The following is a 16,755-nucleotide window of genomic DNA, read 5'->3' as shown; positions in this document are numbered from 1 at the left end:
CGGCCCTTCGCGTTTCAGCGAGCCGCAGGCAGCGCCGCCGGCACCGACGCCGCAGGCGGCTTGGGCAGCCACACGAAGCCCGCCGCGCCCGCAGCCAGCAGCGCCCCGATCGCCATGAACACGGCCAGGAAGGGATCGACCCCCTGGCGCTGCGCGAAGGTGGCGATGGCGCCGGTCAGCCATTGCATCAGGGCCACGCCCAGGAACATGGCCATGGTGAACAGGGCCATGGCGCGACCCGTGACCGCGGCCGGGTAGGCGCCTTTCACGTCGGGGTACTGCAGCACCATGTAGCCCGACAGGAAGCCCACGGCCATGATCAGCGCCACGTCGAGCACGGCGTTCACCGCAAAGCCCATGGCGCCGAACAGCGCGGCCACCAGCAAAGTGAAGCCGGCGATCCAGCGGCGGCGACGCGCGGGGCCCGGGTCCAGCCGGCCGAACAGCGGCGGGCTGAACATGGCGATCAGCGTCATGATGAGCGCCACGTTGCCGCTCGCGATGAGCGAGAAACCATGCCGCTGCATCAGCATCGGCCCCAGCCACAGCCCGCGCAGCGCGACGAAGGAGGCGTAGGTGACCAGCGCCAGCACCACGATGCCCAGCGTGTGCGGCATCAGCAGCAGGCCGCCGAAGGTGCGCACGGCCTGGCCCAGCGACTCGCGCGGGGCGCCCGCGGCCGCCGCGGGGCGCGGTTCGCGCACGCACATCGCGATGGCGCCCCAGGCCACGACCGACAGCGCGGCCAGCACCCAGAAGCCCATGCGCCAGGAACTGGCCTCGATCAGCCACGCGAGCGGCGTACCCGTGAGCAGCATGCCCACGCTGCCGAAGCCCAGGATGGCGCCCGACACGGCCGCGAAGCGCTCGGGTGCGAACTGCCGCGCGATGAACACCGTGCAGACCAGGAAGGCCGGCGCACAGCCGATGCCGATCAGCACCTGCCCCAGCAGCAGCCATTGAAAGCTGGGCGCGAGCGCCGACAGCACGGCCCCGAGGATGGCGAGCGGAAAGGCCACCAGCACCGTGCGCCGCAGGCCCTGCAGGTCGATGCCGATGCCCATGAAGAGCTGCAGCGCGCCGAAGGCGAAATGGAAGGCGCCCGCGAACACGCCCAATGCCTGCGCCGACAGGCCGAATTCCTGCGCCAGCGGCGCGGCCATGATGGCAGCGATGGTGCGGAAGGCCTGGCTCAGGAGGAAGGCGCTGCTCAGGATCAGCAGCATCGCCCAGGCCCGTGCGGGCGAAAGCGGCAGGTCGGGCCCGGTCGGGGGCGAGGTGGGCGAAAGAGGGGCGCGTGCCGTGTCGGCTGGGGGGCGCATGCTGGCTCCGGGGTGGTCTCCAGCCCCCGAGCCTACGCGTTTGCCGCCTTTCCTGCTGAGCCACGGCGGACAGCAGGCGGGCCGGGCGCTCCGGGGGTGGCCGCGAGGCGCGTCAGCGCAGGTGCATCCAGCCGCTTTGCGCCGCCGGGTCCGCCGCCGCCCGGGCGGCCGGCGCCGCTTCGGCGTCCCCGGCCGGGCCCGAAGGCGCAGCCCGCGCGCTGGCGATGGCGGCCTCGGCCGAGGCTGGTGCGCAAGCCGGCGGCGCCGCACCGCCGGGCGCGCGCGGCAGGCGCGGCGGCAGGCCGGCTTCGTGGAACACCCGCGCCGCTTCGCAGGCCAGGCGCGAGGCTTCCTGCGCGCGCGCCGTGGCGTCTCGCCAGGCGCTGGCCTGCGGATCGTGGTACGCCGAACGGGAGGCCGCCACGCGCAGCGCGGCGTGCAGCGCCTCGAAGGCCGACATCAGCGCCAGCCGGGCGCCCCAGTGGTCGGGAGCCACGTCGTAGGCCGCCAGGTCGGCGCGCTCGGCCGCGTCGCGCTCGGCGCCACTCAATTGCCAGAGCTCGGCCAGAGGGCGCAGCGGCCGCACCACCTCGGCCGCGTTGGCGCGCACGAAGGCGCTGTCCAGAGCACGGATGGCCAGCTCCAGCGCGCCGATGTAGGCCTGCTGCTTGTTCAAGCGCCCCCTTTTCGGTCCGACCGATGAATCCTTTTTTCCTAAAACGGAATCATCGCACCGCCGCGTGCCCGGCCTCGGCCGGCGCGCGCACGCAGATCGCGCGGACGTGGCGTATGCCGCGAAGCCGCCGTGCCGGAAGGGGGCTCGGTTCACGCCTCTTCGGCGGGAAATTCGGGAATGGGCCACTCCAGCAGCTCGGCCAGGCGCTGAGTCACCCACTGCGCCTCCGGCGCCGACAGGCCGGAGTCGCCCTGCGCCAGGCCGGCATGGCAGCGGGCCAGCACGGCCGCTTCGCTCACCGTGCCGCCATGCGACTGGGCGCGGGCGGTCTCGACGAGCATCTGCGCCAGGTCTTCGCACAGTTCGTGGCGCTGGTGGACCTGGGCGGGCGGCAGGGTGAGGCGCTGGCGGCGGTCGCTGTAGAGGGCGAGGAAGGCGGGCGGAATGTGGATCTGAGAGTCGGCTTCGTTCATGCCGCCAGTGTCGGCGCAATCGTCGCCATCGGCGCCATCGGCCCGGGCCACCGCATGCGCGGCAGGCGGCAACGCGCCCTGGCGTCGCGCGCGGCTTGCGGCGGCCGCCCATGCCGCGCGGCCCGAAGGCCGCCCGGGCCGATTCCGGTTCTCGCTCGGAACCGGCTCTCAGTTGATGAGCTGCGCCTTCATGGCGTAGTAGGTCAGGTCGCTGTTGGTCTGCAGCGCCAGCTTTTCCATCAGGCGGGTGCGGTAGGTGCTGATGGTCTTGACCGACAGCGAAAGGTCTTCGCCGATCTTGCCCACGGTCTCGCCCTTGGCCAGCTTCAGGAAGACCTGGAACTCGCGCTCCGACAGCTGCTCGTGCGGGGCGGCGTTGTCCTTCTTGCCCAGCTGGTTGGCCAGCAGGTCGGCCACGGCCGGCGTGATGTAGCGGCGGCCCAGCGCGATGGTGCGCACGGCCTTGACGATCTCGTCGGGTTCGCATTCCTTGTTCAGGTAGCCGCTCGCACCCTGGCGGATCAGGTTCATGGCGTAGTGCTCTTCCGGGTAGCTGCTGAGGATCAGCACGCCCATGTCCGGCGCCTTGGCGCGGATCATGGACAGCGCGTCCAGCCCGCTCTGCCCGGGCATGGACAGGTCCATCAGCAGCACGTCGATCTCGGTGTTGCGCACCAGATCGATGGCCTCGCGGCCCGAGGCCGCCTCGCCCACCACCCGCAGGTCCACATGGGTGGAGAAGAAGTCGCGCAGGCCGGCGCGCACGACGGCATGGTCGTCAACGATTCCGATCTTGATCATGGCTGTCCTTTCATGGTCTGCCGGGCCCCGCCGGCGGCCAGAAAAGCTGACCACCCACGGCTCCAGGCCCGTTGACGGCGAGCATGCCATCGGCCCGGGCCGCTGCGCGGCGGCAAATGCAGGTCGGGCAGTTGTCCTGCAAGAGATCGGGAGTTGCGCGCGCGCGGCCATGAGGCGCCGCCGCGCACTGGGACGGGCATGTAGGCGCACTGCGCGAGGTCCGCGGCTCCCGGGGCACGTTTCCCGAACGTCCCCGCGATGAAAAAAGCCTCCCGAGGGAGGCTTCAGCCCGCAGGCTGCACGGGGCGCCGGCAGCGCGGCGGCCGGCTCAGCGCCCGGTGGGCGGCGGGCCGCGGCGCTCCAGATGGCGGAAGGTGATGCGGCCCTTGGTCAGGTCGTAGGGCGACATCTCCAGCGACACCTTGTCGCCCAGGATGATGCGGATGTGGTTCTTGCGCACCTTGCCGCCGCTGTAGGCGATGACCTCGTGGCCGTTTTCCAGCGTGACGCGGTAGCGCGAGTCGGGCAGCACTTCCGTCACCGCCCCCTGCATTTCAATGAGTTCTTCCTTGGCCATTTCGGTCCGTCCTTTCAGCATGTGCGCGCCTGGGCGCGCCTCCAGTCCAGCGGGCCCCACAGGCACCGCCGCCCGGAAGGAATGCGACCGGGCTGACAAGTTCGCAGGCGCGGACGGCGGGCGGCGCACCTGGCCGTCAGGCACACCGGTGGGCCGCTGCCGGGGCAGGCGGGGCAACAGCGGTGCGGATGGACGCTTCGAGCGGGCAGGGCCTCGGAACCGGGCCGGCCGCGAGTGCCGGGGCGCCGTGCCCGCGCGAGGGGGCGATGCGCGTCGTCGTGCGAGCGAAACTCTGGGATTGTAACCGGCCCGGGCGGCGGCTGCCATCGCCCGTGCGCTGCGCGCCGGGGCCCCGATCGCCGGCCGGCCTCAGCCCAGGCCCAGCATCCGCCGGTTGCCGGCGCGGTCCACCTCGCCGGCGGCAAAGTCGTCGAATGCCCGGTCGGCCACGCGGATGATGTGGTCGGCAATGAACTGCGCGCCCTCGCGCGCGCCGTCCTCGGGGTGCTTGAGGCAGCACTCCCATTCGAGCACGGCCCAGCCGCCGAAGTCGTACTGCGCCATCTTGGAGAACACGGCGCCGAAATCCACCTGCCCGTCCCCCAGCGAACGGAAGCGGCCGGCCCGGTTGACCCAGCTCTGGAAGCCGCCGTACACGCCCTGCTTGCCGGTGGGGTTGAACTCGGCGTCCTTCACGTGAAAGAGCTTGATGCGCTCGTGGTAGTGGTCAATGTAGGCCAGGTAATCGAGCTGCTGCAGCACGAAATGGCTCGGGTCGTAGAGCAGGTTGGCGCGCGGGTGATGGCCGACGCGCTCCAGGAACATCTCGTAGCTCACGCCGTCGTGCAGGTCCTCGCCGGGGTGGATCTCGTAGCCCACGTCCACGCCCGCGGCATCGAAGGCGTCCAGGATGGGCTTCCAGCGCCGCGCCAGCTCGTCGAAGGCTTCCTCGATCAGGCCGGCCGGCCGCGGCGGCCACGAATAGAAGTAGGGCCAGGCCAGCGCACCCGAGAAGGTGGCATGTGCCGTGAGCCCGAGCCGCTGCGAGGCCCGGGCCGCCAGATGCAGCTGCTCCACCGCCCATTGCTGGCGCGCCACGGGGTTGCCGCGCACCTCGGGCGCCGCGAAGCCGTCGAAGCCCGCGTCGTAGGCCGGATGCACCGCGACCAGCTGGCCCTGCAGGTGGCTGGAAAGTTCGCTGATCTTCAGCCCATGCGCGGCCAGCGTGCCGGTGATCTCGTCGCAGTAGGTCTGGCTTTCGGCGGCCTTCTTCAGATCGATCAGGCGGCTGTCCCAGCTCGGGATCTGCACGCCCTGGTAGCCCAGGCCGGCGGCCCAGCCGGCGATGGCGTCGAGCGAGTCGAAGGGCGCGGCATCGCCGGCGAACTGGGCCAGGAAGATGGCGGGGCCCTGGATGGTCTTCATGGGGCGGTCTCCAATCAAGGATGCAGAGGTCGAGCCGGGGCATCGGGCCGGCGCGGCACCGTGGCGGCAAGCATACTGGGTGGCGTCGGCTGACACCCGGCCGAAGGGCCGTGCGCGCACAATGAACTTTGCGCTTGACGCCCACACTCAACCGTATGACGCAGCCCGTCTCTGCCCGCCTCAAGATCGGCCTGTCGGCCTGCTTCTCGCACGCCGACCCCGCCCGCTCGCTGTTCACCAACAAGACGCTGCAATACGTCGAGCAGTCCATCGCACACTGGCTGATGTCGGCCGGCGCCATGGTGGTGATGGTGCCCTGCCCGACCGGCGACACCGCGCGCGGCGACACCAGCCTGGCCCATTACGCCGAATGGCTGGACGGCGTGGTCATGCATGGCGGCGCCGACGTCTGGCCCGGCAGCTATGGCGAAGTGCCGCTCAAGGACGCCTGGATCGGCGACCGCATCCGCGACCTGTACGACATGGCGCTGGTGGAAGCCTTCGCCCAGGCCGGCAAGCCCATCTTCGGCGTCTGCCGCGGGTTGCAGCTGATCAACGTGGCCTTCGGCGGCACGCTGTACCAGGACATCGAGGAGCAGCACGGCCACCCCGAAACGCTCAGGCACCGCGACCCGGTCACCTACGACCAGAACTTCCACGAGATCGAGATCGTGGATGGCACGCGCCTGGCCCGGCTCTTTCCCGACACGCGCACCGCGCGCGTCAACAGCATCCACCACCAGGGCATCAAGGGCCTGGCCGAGGACTTCGAGGTCGAGGCCTGGAGCCTGCCCGACCGCGTGCCCGAAGCCATCCGCCGCCGGCCCGACCGCGGCCGCAGCTACATCGCGGCCACGCAGTGGCACCCGGAGTTCCACAAGTACGGCAGCACCGACACCCTGAACGGCGAGCCGATCCTGCACGACTTCCTGTGGGCCTGCGCCACCGCCCGCGTGCAGCCGCGGCGCAGCGGCGTGCACGGCATCCCGGGCCGCATCCGCGACCGCGCCTCGCGCCTGCTGCGCCAGGCCCTGCTGCGCCGCTGAACGCGCCTTCTCAGCGCACCATGCCCGCCTGGCGCGCGAGCGCCACGGCCTGGGTGCGGTTGCGCGCGCCCAGCTTGGCGTTGATGTGCCGCAGGTGCGTGCGCACGGTGCTGTCGGACACGAAGAGCTTTTCGGCCATGGCCGCATTGGAGTAGCCCGCGGCCAGCAGGTCCAGCACGCGCAGCTCCTTGCGCGTCAGCGGCTCCAGCCAGGCCGGGCCGCCCCGTGGCGCCGCGCCTGGCGCCCCGTCGGCACCGGTGGCTTGCGGCATGTCGGCGGGGTCCGCGCCCTCGCCCGCTTCGCCCAAGGCCGCCAGCAACTGGCGCACGTGGTCGGCGACGACCGGGTCGGCCTGCGCCGCGGGCGCCTGCTGCAGGGCGCGCTGCACCGACTGCAGCGGCGCCAGGAGCAGGCCGCCTTCGTCCAGCAGCAGCCGCATGAAGCCTTCGCGCGCGGTGGTGCCCAGCACCTCGCGCAGCGTGGCGCAGGCGGCCGCCTGCTGCCCCGCGCGCGCCTCGGCCAAAGCCTGCAGCGTGCGCAGCTTGAGCACGCGGTGGCCGCGCGCCTGCGATTCGGCCTGCGCGGCCCGCGCCGCCAGGTCCGCGGCCAGCGCCGGCCGGGCGGGTTCGAAATGCAGTCGCCAGCGCAGGCGGCCGATGAGCAGGTCCTCCACCTCATGGGCGGCAAAGCGCATGCGGCCCACGCGCTCCCACACCGGCGCGTCGTCGGCGCGCGCCAGCGCCTCGGCCGCGGCCTCGCGCTGGCCCTGCAGCACGAAGATGCGCGCCTGCTCCAGCCGCGCACTGGCGCTCACGCGCGGCAGCTGGCGCGCATGGCCCAGGTAGTCCAGCTCGGTCAGCAGGCCGAAGGCGCCGTCCACGTCGCCGCGCAGGAAGGCGATGCGCGCGCGCATGCGGTAGCTGGCGATCAGGTGGTCGGGCAGGCCCACGTCGCGCGCCAGCGGCAGGTACACGCTCAGCAGGTGGTCGGCGCCGTCGGTGTCATGGCCTTCATAGAGCACGCCCGCATGCAGCACGCCGGCCCAGGCATTGCCATGCGTGGGGTTGTACGGCGCGGCGCGCGGCGTGGCGGCCAGCGCCATGCGGATGCGCGCGGCGGCCTGGCGCAGGCGGCCGGCCTGCAGGTCGAACACGCCTTCCATCGCCTCGGTGTACATGCGGCTGAACAGGCTGCCGCCCTGGGTGCGGTGTGCGGTGTCCAGCCATTGGCGCGCCGCCTCGGGCTGGCCGGACGCCGACAGCACATGGGCCATGGCATTGGCCAGCATGTTGTCGGCAAAGGGCCGGCTGCTGGGCAGCCGGGCCAGCGCGGCCTGGCCCAGGGGCAGCGCCTCCTCCACGCGGTCCATCATGGTCAGCAGCAGCGGGCGCAGCGCGTTCAGGTGCGCTTGCACGGCCGCATCGCCCGCCGCCAGCTCGGCCTGGCAGGCGTCCAGCCGCTGCTGTGCGCTCCAGCCCCCATGGGTGAAGGTGTCGGCGCAGACCGCCACGGCCTGCAGCAGGGGGCGGCCTTCAAGCAGGGGCGCTGGCAGCGCCGCGAACCAGCGCGCCAGCAGCCGCATGCGGCCCTGCGCCAGCAGGTCTTCGGCATGGCGCTCCAGCAGGTGCAGCGCATGCGGCGGGTCGCCGCCCTGCAGCGCATGCTCGATGGCCGGCACGGGGCGCTGCTGCGATTCGTACCAGCCCGAGGCCGCCAGGTGCAGCTGGGCCAGGCGCTGGGGCTGCTCGCGCGCCAGCTGCGCGCGCAGGAAGTCGGCGAACAGGCTGTGGTAACGCCAGCTCTGCGCGCCCGCCTCCGTGGGCGCCAGGAACAGGTGCGCGGCCGCCAGCCGCTCCAGCATGGCCAGGCCGTCCACCTGCGGCACCAGCGCCGCGCAGGCGGGCGCCTCCAGCGTGCGCAGGATGCTGGTGCGCAGCAGGAAGTCGCGCACCTCGGGCGGCTGGCGCGCGAGCACGTCCTCGGCCAGGTAGTCGGCCACGGCGCGGTCGGAACCCGAGAAGCGCGCCACGAACTCGTCGGGGGCGCCATGGCGCTCCAGCGCCAGCGAGGCCAGCCACAGCGCCCCGGCCCAGCCCTCAGTCTTGCGCCACAGCTGCGCCAGCGCCTCGCGCGGCAGCGGCAGCCCGCGCAGGCGGAAGAACTCCTCGGCCTCGGCCAGCGAGAAGCGCAGCAGGCCGGCGTCGATTTCCAGCAGCTGCCCGCGCGCGCGCAGCCGGCCCAGGCCCAGTTCGGGCAGGGCGCGCGAGCCGATCACCAGGTGCGCGCGCGCCGGCAGCTGCTCGGCGATCTGGCGCACCAGCGCCGTCACGGCCTCGCCCTGCAGCAGTTCGAAATCGTCGAGGAACAGCGCGAAAGGCCGGTCCTCGCGCGCCAGCGCCTGCAGCAGCGCCAGCGCATCGGGCGGCGCGAGTGGCGCGGCAAAGGACGCGGCGGAAGGCGCCTCGCCCTCGGCGTCGAGCAGCTGCAGCGCGCAGCCCAGGCTGCGCAGGAAGCGCGGCGCGTCGTTGTCGGCCGCATCGAGCGTGAGCCAGGCCGTCGCCAGGCCCGCCGCCTGGAAGCGCTCGCGCAACTGGCGCATGGCCGTGGTCTTGCCGAAGCCCGCGGGCGCGCGCACCAGGATCAGCCGCGCCCCCAGCGCCTGCCCCAGCCGCCCCGTGATGGCCTGGCGCACCACCTGGGCCGCGGGCGCGCCGGGCGGATGCAGGCGCGCCGCGGGCACGAAGCCGGGGCCAAAGGGCGAGGCAGGAGAAGGGGTGGAAAGGTCCGGTCGCATGCGCATCCGCCGCCCTGGAACAGAGCCGCACATCCAAAGCGCGGACAGGTGCCGCGCGACAGCCCCGGAATTTCGTCGCTTTGGACGATGGCGGCAAGCCGGGGTCTTCCCACAGACTGCCGACACGGCCGGCGCAGCGGCGCCTCTGTTTCCCTGCCTCCCTGCTTCCCGAGGACCTGTCACCCATGCAACTCGATTCCCGCATTGCCGCCGTCGTCACCGGGGGTGCCTCGGGCCTGGGCGCGGCCACCGCGCGCCGGCTGGCCAGCCATGGCGTGAAGGTGGCGCTGTTCGACCTCAACGCCGCGCAGGGCGAGGCGCTGGGGCGCGAGATCGGCGGCGTGTTCTGCGCCGTCGACGTGACGAAGGAGGAGCAGGTCGATGCCGGCTTTGCGAAGGCGCGCGCGGCGCATGGCCAGGAGCGCATCCTGGTCAACTGCGCGGGCACCGGCAACGCCGTGAAGACCGCCAGCCGCGACAAGGCCACGGGCGAGATCAAGCACTTTCCGCTCGCCAACTTCGACCGCATCATCCAGATCAACCTGGTCGGCACCTTCCGCTGCATCGCCAAGAGCGCGGCCGGCATGCTGAGCCTGGAGCCGCTGGCGGACGACCTGCACTCGGGCGAGCGCGGCGCCATCGTCAACACCGCCTCGGTGGCGGCGGTGGACGGCCAGATGGGCCAGGCCAGCTATTCGGCCAGCAAGGCCGGCATCGTGGGCATGACGCTGCCCATCGCGCGCGACCTCATGGGCGAGGGCATCCGCGTCAACACCATCCTGCCGGGCATCTTCGACACGCCGCTGCTGCAGGGCGCGCCCGACAACGTGAAAGCCGCGCTGGCCGCCTCGGTGCCCTTCCCCAAGCGCCTGGGCCATCCCGACGAGTACGCGCAGCTGGCCGAGGCCATGATCACGAACCGCTACTTCAACGGCGAATGCGTGCGGCTGGACGGCGCGATCCGCATGGCGCCGCGCTGAGGCGGCCTTCCTCTTTTCCTTGTCGATGCATCGCCGGGGCCGCGCGGCCTCGGCCCACTTTCAGGAGACTCCCATGGCAGAAGCATTCATCGTCGCCGCCACGCGCACCGCGGCCGGCAAGCGCAAGGGCAAGCTCGCGGGCTGGCACCCGGTCGATCTGGCGGCGCAGGTCATCGACGAGCTGGTGCGCCGCACGGGCGCCGACCCGGCGCTGATCGACGACGTGATCCTGGGCTGCGTGAGCCAGACCGCCGAGCAGGGCATCAACGTGGCGCGCAACGCGGTGCTGGCGTCGTCGCTGCCCGAGTCGGTGCCCGGCACCTCGGTGGACCGGCAGTGCGGCTCGTCGCAGCAGGCGATCCATTTCGCGGCCCAGGCCGTGATGAGCGGCGCCATGGACGTGGTGATCGCCGCGGGCGTGGAAAGCATGACGCGCGTGCCCATGTTCGCCACCAGCGAGATGCCGCGCAAGGCCGGCATGGGCTTCTACATGAGCCCGGCGATCCAGAAGCGCTACCCCGGCATCGAGTTCAGCCAGTTCATGGGCGCCGAGATGATCGCGAAGAAGTACGAGCTGTCCAAAGACCAGCTGGATGCCTACGCGCTGCTGAGCCACCAGCGCGCCGTGGCCGCCACGCAGGCCGGCCATTTCAAGCAGGAGATCCTGCCCATCGCCGTGCGCAGCGCCGAAGGCGACGCCGAGGACGAAGGTCAGCCGCACACGGTGGACGAAGGCATCCGCTTCAACGCCACGCTGGAAGGCATCGCAGGCGTGAAGCTGATCGCCGAGGGCGGGCGCTGCACGGCCGCCACCGCCAGCCAGATCGCCGACGGCGCCACCGGCCTGATGGTGGTGAACGAGCGCGGCCTCAAGGCCCTGGGCGTGCAGCCGCTGGCGCGCATCCACCACATGAGCGTGATGGGGCACGACCCCGTGATCATGCTGGAGGCGCCCATCCCGGCCACGCAGCGGGCGCTGCAGAAGGCCGGCATGACGGTCGACGACATCGACCTTTTCGAGGTCAACGAGGCCTTCGCGCCCGTGCCGCTGGCCTGGCTGCAGGTGACGGGCGCCGACCCGGCGCGGCTCAACGTGAACGGCGGCGCCATCGCGCTGGGCCATCCGCTGGGCGCCTCAGGCACCAAGCTCATGACCACGCTGGTGCATGCGCTGCACCAGCGCGGCGGCCGCTACGGCCTGCAAACGATGTGCGAAGGCGGGGGCATGGCCAACGTCACCATCATCGAGAAATTGTGAGGCACCCAGAGGCCTGGCAAAGCCAGTTCCTCGGGTGCCCTGAGAAATTCATGAGGCACCACGGCCCCGAGGGCCGAGCTTCCCATCCGTTCCCGGAGACCCGACCATGCCTGACACCCCGGCGGCGCTGGTGCGCCTGCAACGCGACGGCGAAGTGGCCGTCATCGCCCTGTGCGACGCGGCACGCCTCAACCCGCTGAGCATTCCTCTTCAAGAGCAGCTGCGCGCGCAGCTGGCCGAGGTGGCGCAGGACCGCAGCCTGCGCGCGCTGGTGCTCACGGGCGAAGGCCGCGGCTTCTGCGTGGGCGCCGATCTCTCGTCCATCGGCAGCGCGCCCGATGCTGCCGACGCGCGCAGCGTGGGCGACCGCACGGCCGACACCATGCAGCAGCTCTCGAACCGGCTGGTGCTGGACCTGCAGCAGCTGCCCGTGCCCGTGGTCTGCGCGGTCAACGGTGCGGCCGCCGGTGCCGGCGCGGGGCTGGCGCTGGCCGGCGACTTCACGCTGATGGCCGACAGCGCCTACCTGTACTTCCCTTTCCTGCCGCGGCTGGGCATCGTGCCCGACCTGGGCTCCACCTGGTTCCTGGAGCGACGCGCCGGCCGCGCGCGTGCGCTGGGCGCCGCGCTGCTCGACGGCCGCATCGCCGCCGCGCAGGCCGTGGACTGGGGCCTGGCCTGGGCGCAGGTGCCCGATGCCGCGCTGGCCGACGAGGCGCTGGCCCTGGCCGGCCGGCTGGCCCGGCTGCCGGCCCATGCCGTGCTGGAGGCGCGCCGCGCGCTGGACGCGGCCGCCACGCACACGCTGGCGCAGCAGCTGCACTACGAATCGGAGCGGCAGCGCGAACTGGTGGGCGGGCCGGCTTTCAACGAGGGGGTGCAAGCCTTCGCCGCCAGGCGACCGCCGGCCTTCCCCGGCCGCCACTGAGCCCTCCGACTTCGCCCCTCTTTCTTGTACAGGAGCCCGGCATGACTCCCCTCTTCGGCCTGATGCAGGACCGCCCGCTGATGATCTCGTCGCTGATCGAGCATGCGGCGCGCTTCCATCCGCACACCGAGATCGTCTCGCGCCTGCCCGAGGCGAAGGACGGCACGCTGCACCGCACCGACTGGGCCGGTGTGCGGCGCGAGGCCTGCCGCGTGGCCCATGCGCTGGCCGCGCTGGGCGTGCAACGCGGCGAACGCGTGGGCACGCTGGCCTGGAACAGCTACCGCCACCTGGCGCTGTACTTCGGCGTCTCGGGCGCGGGCGCGGTGCTGCACACCGTCAACCCGCGCCTGTTCCCCGAGCAGATCGACTACATCGTGAACCATGCCGAAGACTAGGTGCTGTGCTTCGACACGAGCTTCGCGCCGCTGGTCCAGAAGCTCGCGCCGCAACTCCAGACGGTGAAGCACTACCTCTGCATGTGCACGCGCGCCACGATGCCGCAGATCGAGATCCCGCCCGGCACGCAGTTGCACTGCTGGGACGACCTGATCGGCAACCAGCCGGACGTCTTCGCCTGGCCCGAGTTCGACGAGCGCTCGGCCTCCTCGCTCTGCTACACCTCGGGCACCACGGGCAACCCCAAGGGCGTGCTGTATTCGCACCGCTCCACGCTGCTGCATTCGCTGATGGAGCTGGCGCCCGACAGCTTCGGCCTGAGTTCGCGCGAGACGGTGATGCTGATCGTGCCCATGTTCCATGCCAACGCCTGGGGCACGCCCTATGCGGCGGCGATGGCGGGCTGCCGGCTGGTGCTGCCCGGCCCGCACCTGGACGGGCAGAGCGTCTACACGCTGATGCGCGATGAGAAAGTCACGTTCTCGCAGGGCGTGCCCACGGTCTGGCTGATGCTCTTCCAGTACCTGGACGCGCACCCCGAGATCGACCCGCGCCAGCTGGGCATCCGGCGCATCGGCATCGGCGGCGCGGCCGTGCCACGGGCCATGCTGGAGCGCTTCGAACGGCAGTTCGGCGCCGAGGTGGTGCAGGGCTGGGGCATGACGGAGACCAGCCCCATCGGCGTCATCAGCCAGCTGCTGCCCAAGCACGATGCGCTGCCCGAGGAAGAGCGATTGAAGATCAAGCTCAAGCAGGGCCGCGGCGTGTGGGGCGTGGACCTCAAGCTGGTGGACGATGCCGGCCAGGTGCAGCCCTGGGACGGCGAATCGCGCGGGCACCTGCGCGTGCGCGGGCCCTGGATCGCGAGCGGCTATTTCAAGGGCGAAGGCGGCTCGCCCATCGACGAGGAAGGCTACTTCTGCACCGGCGACGTGGCGACCCTCGACGCCGACGGCTTCCTGCAGCTCGTGGACCGCGCCAAGGACGTCATCAAGTCCGGCGGCGAGTGGATCTCGTCCATCGACGTGGAGAACGCCGCCATGGGCCATCCGGGCGTGGCCGAGGCCGCCATCATCGGCGTGGCCCATCCCAAGTGGCAGGAGCGCCCGCTGCTCATCGTCGTGCCGCGTGAAGGGCATGCCGTCGACAAGGCTTCGGTGCTCGATTTCCTGTCCACGCGCATCGCCAAATGGTGGCTGCCCGACGACGTGGTTTTCGTGAAGGAGCTGCCGCACACGGCCACCGGCAAGCTGCTCAAGACAAAGCTGCGCGAGCAGTACCGGGACTACCGCCTGCCCGGGACCTGAAGGCTGGGCTGCGCATCGCGGGCGCCCGGGGCCCATCGGCGCTCCTGTCGCACATTCGTCCATTGCGACGATAGGCCGCGCGCTACCCTTGGACCATCATGCAATCGCGCCGGCGCCCCGTGCGCCGCATCGAGGAGACACGAGTTATGGCAGGTCCTTTGCACGGCATCCGGGTGGTCGAGTTCGCGGGCCTCGGGCCCGGGCCCTTCTGCGCCATGCTGCTGGCCGACCTCGGTGCCGAGGTGCTGCGCCTCGTGCGGCCCGGCACGCCGGTGGACCCGAAGGACATCACGACGCGCAGCCGCGCACAGGTCGAGGTCGACCTGCGCAGCGCCGAAGGCCAGGCGGCGGCCCTGGGGCTGATCGACAAGGCCGACCTGCTGGTGGAGGGCTTCCGCCCCGGCGTGATGGAGCGCCTGGGCCTGGGGCCCGAAGCCTGCCTGGCGCGCAACCCGCGCCTGGTCTACGGCCGCATGACGGGCTGGGGCCAGCACGGGCCACTGGCGAAGGCCGCGGGGCACGACATCAACTACATCGCCATCTCGGGCGCGCTGCATGCCATCGGCCGCGCCGACCAGGCGCCCGTGCCGCCGCTGAACTACGTGGGCGACTTCGGCGGCGGCGGCATGCTGCTGGCGGTGGGCCTGCTGGCCGCGCTGCACGAGGCCGGCCGCAGCGGCCAGGGCCAGGTGATCGACGCCGCCATGACCGATGGCACCGCCCTGCTCTCGGCCTTCATGTACGGCTTCAAGGCCAAGGGCCAGTGGAGCAACCAGCGCGGCGAGAACATGCTCGACGGCGGCGCGCATTTCTACGACACCTACGCTTGCGCCGACGGCAAGTACGTGGCCGTCGGCGCCATCGAGCCGCAGTTCTATGCCGAGCTGCGCGAGCGCTGCGGCATCCAGGACCCGCTGTTCGACGGCCAGATGGACGCCGCGCGCTGGCCGCTGCTGAAGCTGCGGCTGGCCGACATCTTCCGCACGCGCACCCGCGACGAGTGGTGCGCGCTGCTCGAAGGCACCGACGCCTGCTTCGCGCCCGTGCTCGATTGGGACGAAGCGCCGCAGCATGCGCACAACCGCGCGCGCGGCACCTTCACCGAGGTGGCAGGCGTGGTGCAGCCTGCGCCGGCGCCGCGCTTTTCGCGCAGCACGCCCACGGCGCCTGCCGCGCCGCAGGCCCGGACCCTGGCCGATGCGCTGGCCGCCTGGGGCGCGCGGCCCTGAGCCAGCCCGCCGCCTGCCTCGCCTGCCCGGCCCTCCCCCCGCGACCCACGGAGATCCATCCATGCCCCTGTCCTTCACCCGCTCGTGGAGCAACGAGGAACTGGAGGCGCTGCGCGCCACGGCCGCGCGCTTCATCGAGACCGAGATGCAGCCCCAGGACGCGGCCGCCCGCCAGCGCGGCCACGTGGGCCATGCGCTCTGGCGCCGCGCGGGCGCGCTGGGCCTGCTGTGCACCGACATCCCCGAGGCCTACGGCGGCGGGGGCGGCGACTTCCGCCACGAGGCCGTGATCCATGAAGAGATGGCGCGCCGCGGCCTCACGGGCCTGAGCAATTCGGTGCATTCCATCGTCGCGCACTACCTGCTCAACCACGGCACCGAGGCGCAGAAGCGCCAGTACCTGCCGCGCATGGCGCGCGGCGAGCTGGTGGGCGCGATCGCGATGACCGAACCCGGCGCGGGCTCGGACCTGCAGGGCGTTCGCACCCGCGCGACCCGGGACGGCGACAGCTACGTGATCGAGGGCAGCAAGACCTTCATCACCAACGGCTACCTCGCGGGGCTGATCCTGGTCGTGTGCAAGACGGACCCGTCGCAGGGCGCGCGCGGCACCTCGATCCTGATCGTCGAGACAGAGCGGGGGCCGAAGGACGACGAGGAGGGCGGCATGCATCGCGCGGGCTTCCAGGTCGGCCGCGTGCTCGACAAGATGGGCATGAAGGCGCAGGACACCTCGGAACTGTTCTTCGACGGCGTGCGCGTGCCGGCCGACAGCCTGCTCGGCGGCCGGGAGGGCCAGGGCTTCTTCCAGCTCATGGGCGACCTGCCCTACGAGCGGCTGATCATCGGCCTGAGCGCGCTGGCATGCATGGAAGGCGCCTACGAAGCCACCCTGGCCTACGTGCGCGAACGCCAGGCCTTCGGCAAGCCGATCGCGGAGTTCCAGAACACGCGCTTCAAGCTGGCCGAGGTGGCGACGCAGATCCAGGTCGGCCGCGCCTTCATCGACCGCTGCGTGGAGCAGCTGGTGGCCGGCCAGCTCGACACGGCCACGGCCTCCATGGCCAAGCTCTGGGGTTCGGAAGCGCAGGGCCGCGTGCTCGACGAGCTGGTGCAGCTGCACGGCGGCTACGGCTTCATGAACGAATACCTGGTGACGCGCATGTACGCCGACGCGCGGGTGCAGCGCATCTACGGTGGCACCAGCGAGATCATGAAGGAAGTGATCGCGCGGGCGCTGTGAGCGTCGCGCGACCCGAGGCCAAAGGCGGCGCGCTCAGCGCCGCTCGGACTTGTTGGTGGTGCGGCTCACCCCGGCATCGATGGTGCCGAAGACCTCGACACCGCTGCGGTCCGCACGGGGGCTGCCATCGGCCGGCGCGGTGCCGGCGCAGCCGGCAAGCGTGGCGGCCAGGGCCAGCACGGCGATCACACCGGCCGGCACGGACACGCGCGGCAGGCGCACAAGGCGGTTCATGTTCATGCGGCCACTATAGGCCGGGCCCGCCGGCGGGGCGTAACAGCCCGTGCGCGCCAAGGG

The 16,755-nt window shown here is 71.8% G+C and carries 14 protein-coding genes and 1 pseudogene; 7 read left to right on the top strand and 8 right to left on the bottom strand.

Annotation, left to right across the window (positions count from 1 at the left end):
* Positions 1-14: 14 nt before the first annotated feature.
* The 6 genes from LG388_RS07170 to LG388_RS07145 all read right to left on the bottom strand — a co-directional run bounded on the left by LG388_RS07170 (position 15) and on the right by LG388_RS07145 (position 5,274).
* Positions 15-1,322, bottom strand: a complete 1,308-nt coding sequence (locus LG388_RS07170; RefSeq protein WP_370630114.1) for an MFS transporter — start codon at positions 1,320-1,322, stop codon at positions 15-17.
* A gap of 112 nt (positions 1,323-1,434) precedes the next feature.
* Positions 1,435-1,998 carry a hypothetical protein gene (locus LG388_RS07165; protein WP_225782177.1) on the bottom strand — a complete coding sequence of 188 codons (564 nt, stop codon included), beginning with the start codon at positions 1,996-1,998 and terminating at the stop codon, positions 1,435-1,437.
* 149 nt (positions 1,999-2,147) lie between these two features.
* Positions 2,148-2,471, bottom strand: coding sequence for a hypothetical protein (locus tag LG388_RS07160; RefSeq protein WP_225782176.1), 324 nt, complete (start codon positions 2,469-2,471; stop codon positions 2,148-2,150).
* Positions 2,472-2,639: 168 nt separating this feature from the next.
* On the bottom strand, positions 2,640-3,272 hold the full coding sequence (locus LG388_RS07155; RefSeq protein ID WP_225782175.1) for a response regulator transcription factor: 633 nt from the start codon (positions 3,270-3,272) through the stop codon (positions 2,640-2,642).
* Between the two features lie 328 nt (positions 3,273-3,600).
* Positions 3,601-3,849 (bottom strand): translation initiation factor IF-1, encoded by a 249-nt coding sequence (gene infA, locus LG388_RS07150; protein ID WP_225782748.1) that lies wholly within the window; start codon positions 3,847-3,849, stop codon positions 3,601-3,603.
* A 369-nt stretch (positions 3,850-4,218) separates the two neighbouring features.
* Positions 4,219-5,274, bottom strand: coding sequence for a sugar phosphate isomerase/epimerase (locus LG388_RS07145; RefSeq protein WP_225782174.1), 1,056 nt, complete (start codon positions 5,272-5,274; stop codon positions 4,219-4,221).
* A 155-nt stretch (positions 5,275-5,429) separates the two neighbouring features.
* On the opposite strand from LG388_RS07145, the gene LG388_RS07140 reads away from it, so the two are divergent.
* Complete coding sequence (locus tag LG388_RS07140; protein ID WP_225782173.1) at positions 5,430-6,320, top strand: gamma-glutamyl-gamma-aminobutyrate hydrolase family protein; 891 nt, start codon at positions 5,430-5,432, stop codon at positions 6,318-6,320.
* Positions 6,321-6,330: 10 nt separating this feature from the next.
* Here LG388_RS07140 and LG388_RS07135 read toward each other — a convergent pair whose 3' ends face one another.
* Positions 6,331-9,114 carry a LuxR C-terminal-related transcriptional regulator gene (locus LG388_RS07135; RefSeq protein ID WP_225782172.1) on the bottom strand — a complete coding sequence of 928 codons (2,784 nt, stop codon included), beginning with the start codon at positions 9,112-9,114 and terminating at the stop codon, positions 6,331-6,333.
* Positions 9,115-9,299: 185 nt separating this feature from the next.
* Here LG388_RS07135 and LG388_RS07130 point away from each other — a divergent pair, with 185 nt between their 5' ends.
* The 6 genes and pseudogenes from LG388_RS07130 (at position 9,300) to LG388_RS07105 (ending at position 16,458) form a co-directional block, all read left to right on the top strand.
* Entirely contained in the window at positions 9,300-10,094 is a 795-nt protein-coding gene (locus tag LG388_RS07130) for an SDR family NAD(P)-dependent oxidoreductase (protein ID WP_225782171.1), read from the top strand.
* Positions 10,095-10,167: 73 nt separating this feature from the next.
* Positions 10,168-11,352, top strand: coding sequence for an acetyl-CoA C-acetyltransferase (locus LG388_RS07125; RefSeq protein ID WP_225782170.1), 1,185 nt, complete (start codon positions 10,168-10,170; stop codon positions 11,350-11,352).
* Positions 11,353-11,458: 106 nt separating this feature from the next.
* Positions 11,459-12,280, top strand: coding sequence for an enoyl-CoA hydratase/isomerase family protein (locus tag LG388_RS07120; protein WP_225782169.1), 822 nt, complete (start codon positions 11,459-11,461; stop codon positions 12,278-12,280).
* 41 nt (positions 12,281-12,321) lie between these two features.
* A pseudogene (locus LG388_RS07115) lies at positions 12,322-13,986 on the top strand (long-chain-fatty-acid--CoA ligase).
* A 146-nt stretch (positions 13,987-14,132) separates the two neighbouring features.
* The gene (locus LG388_RS07110) at positions 14,133-15,215 is read left to right on the top strand and encodes a CaiB/BaiF CoA-transferase family protein (RefSeq protein ID WP_225782168.1); all 1,083 of its coding nucleotides are present in this window, start codon (positions 14,133-14,135) and stop codon (positions 15,213-15,215) included.
* Between the two features lie 61 nt (positions 15,216-15,276).
* Positions 15,277-16,458, top strand: a complete 1,182-nt coding sequence (locus tag LG388_RS07105) for an acyl-CoA dehydrogenase family protein (RefSeq protein WP_225782167.1) — start codon at positions 15,277-15,279, stop codon at positions 16,456-16,458.
* Between the two features lie 33 nt (positions 16,459-16,491).
* Here the strand turns inward: LG388_RS07105 and LG388_RS07100 are convergent, their stop codons facing one another.
* Positions 16,492-16,698 carry a hypothetical protein gene (locus tag LG388_RS07100; RefSeq protein ID WP_225782166.1) on the bottom strand — a complete coding sequence of 69 codons (207 nt, stop codon included), beginning with the start codon at positions 16,696-16,698 and terminating at the stop codon, positions 16,492-16,494.
* Between the last annotated feature and the right edge of the window lie 57 nt (positions 16,699-16,755).

Origin of the sequence: Xenophilus sp. Marseille-Q4582 (assembly GCF_916700565.1) — a bacterium.
Taxonomy (GTDB): domain Bacteria; phylum Pseudomonadota; class Gammaproteobacteria; order Burkholderiales; family Burkholderiaceae_C; genus Xenophilus.
The sequence above is the reverse complement of the archived record's forward strand: the minus strand, read 5'-3'. Positions and strand labels throughout refer to the sequence as shown.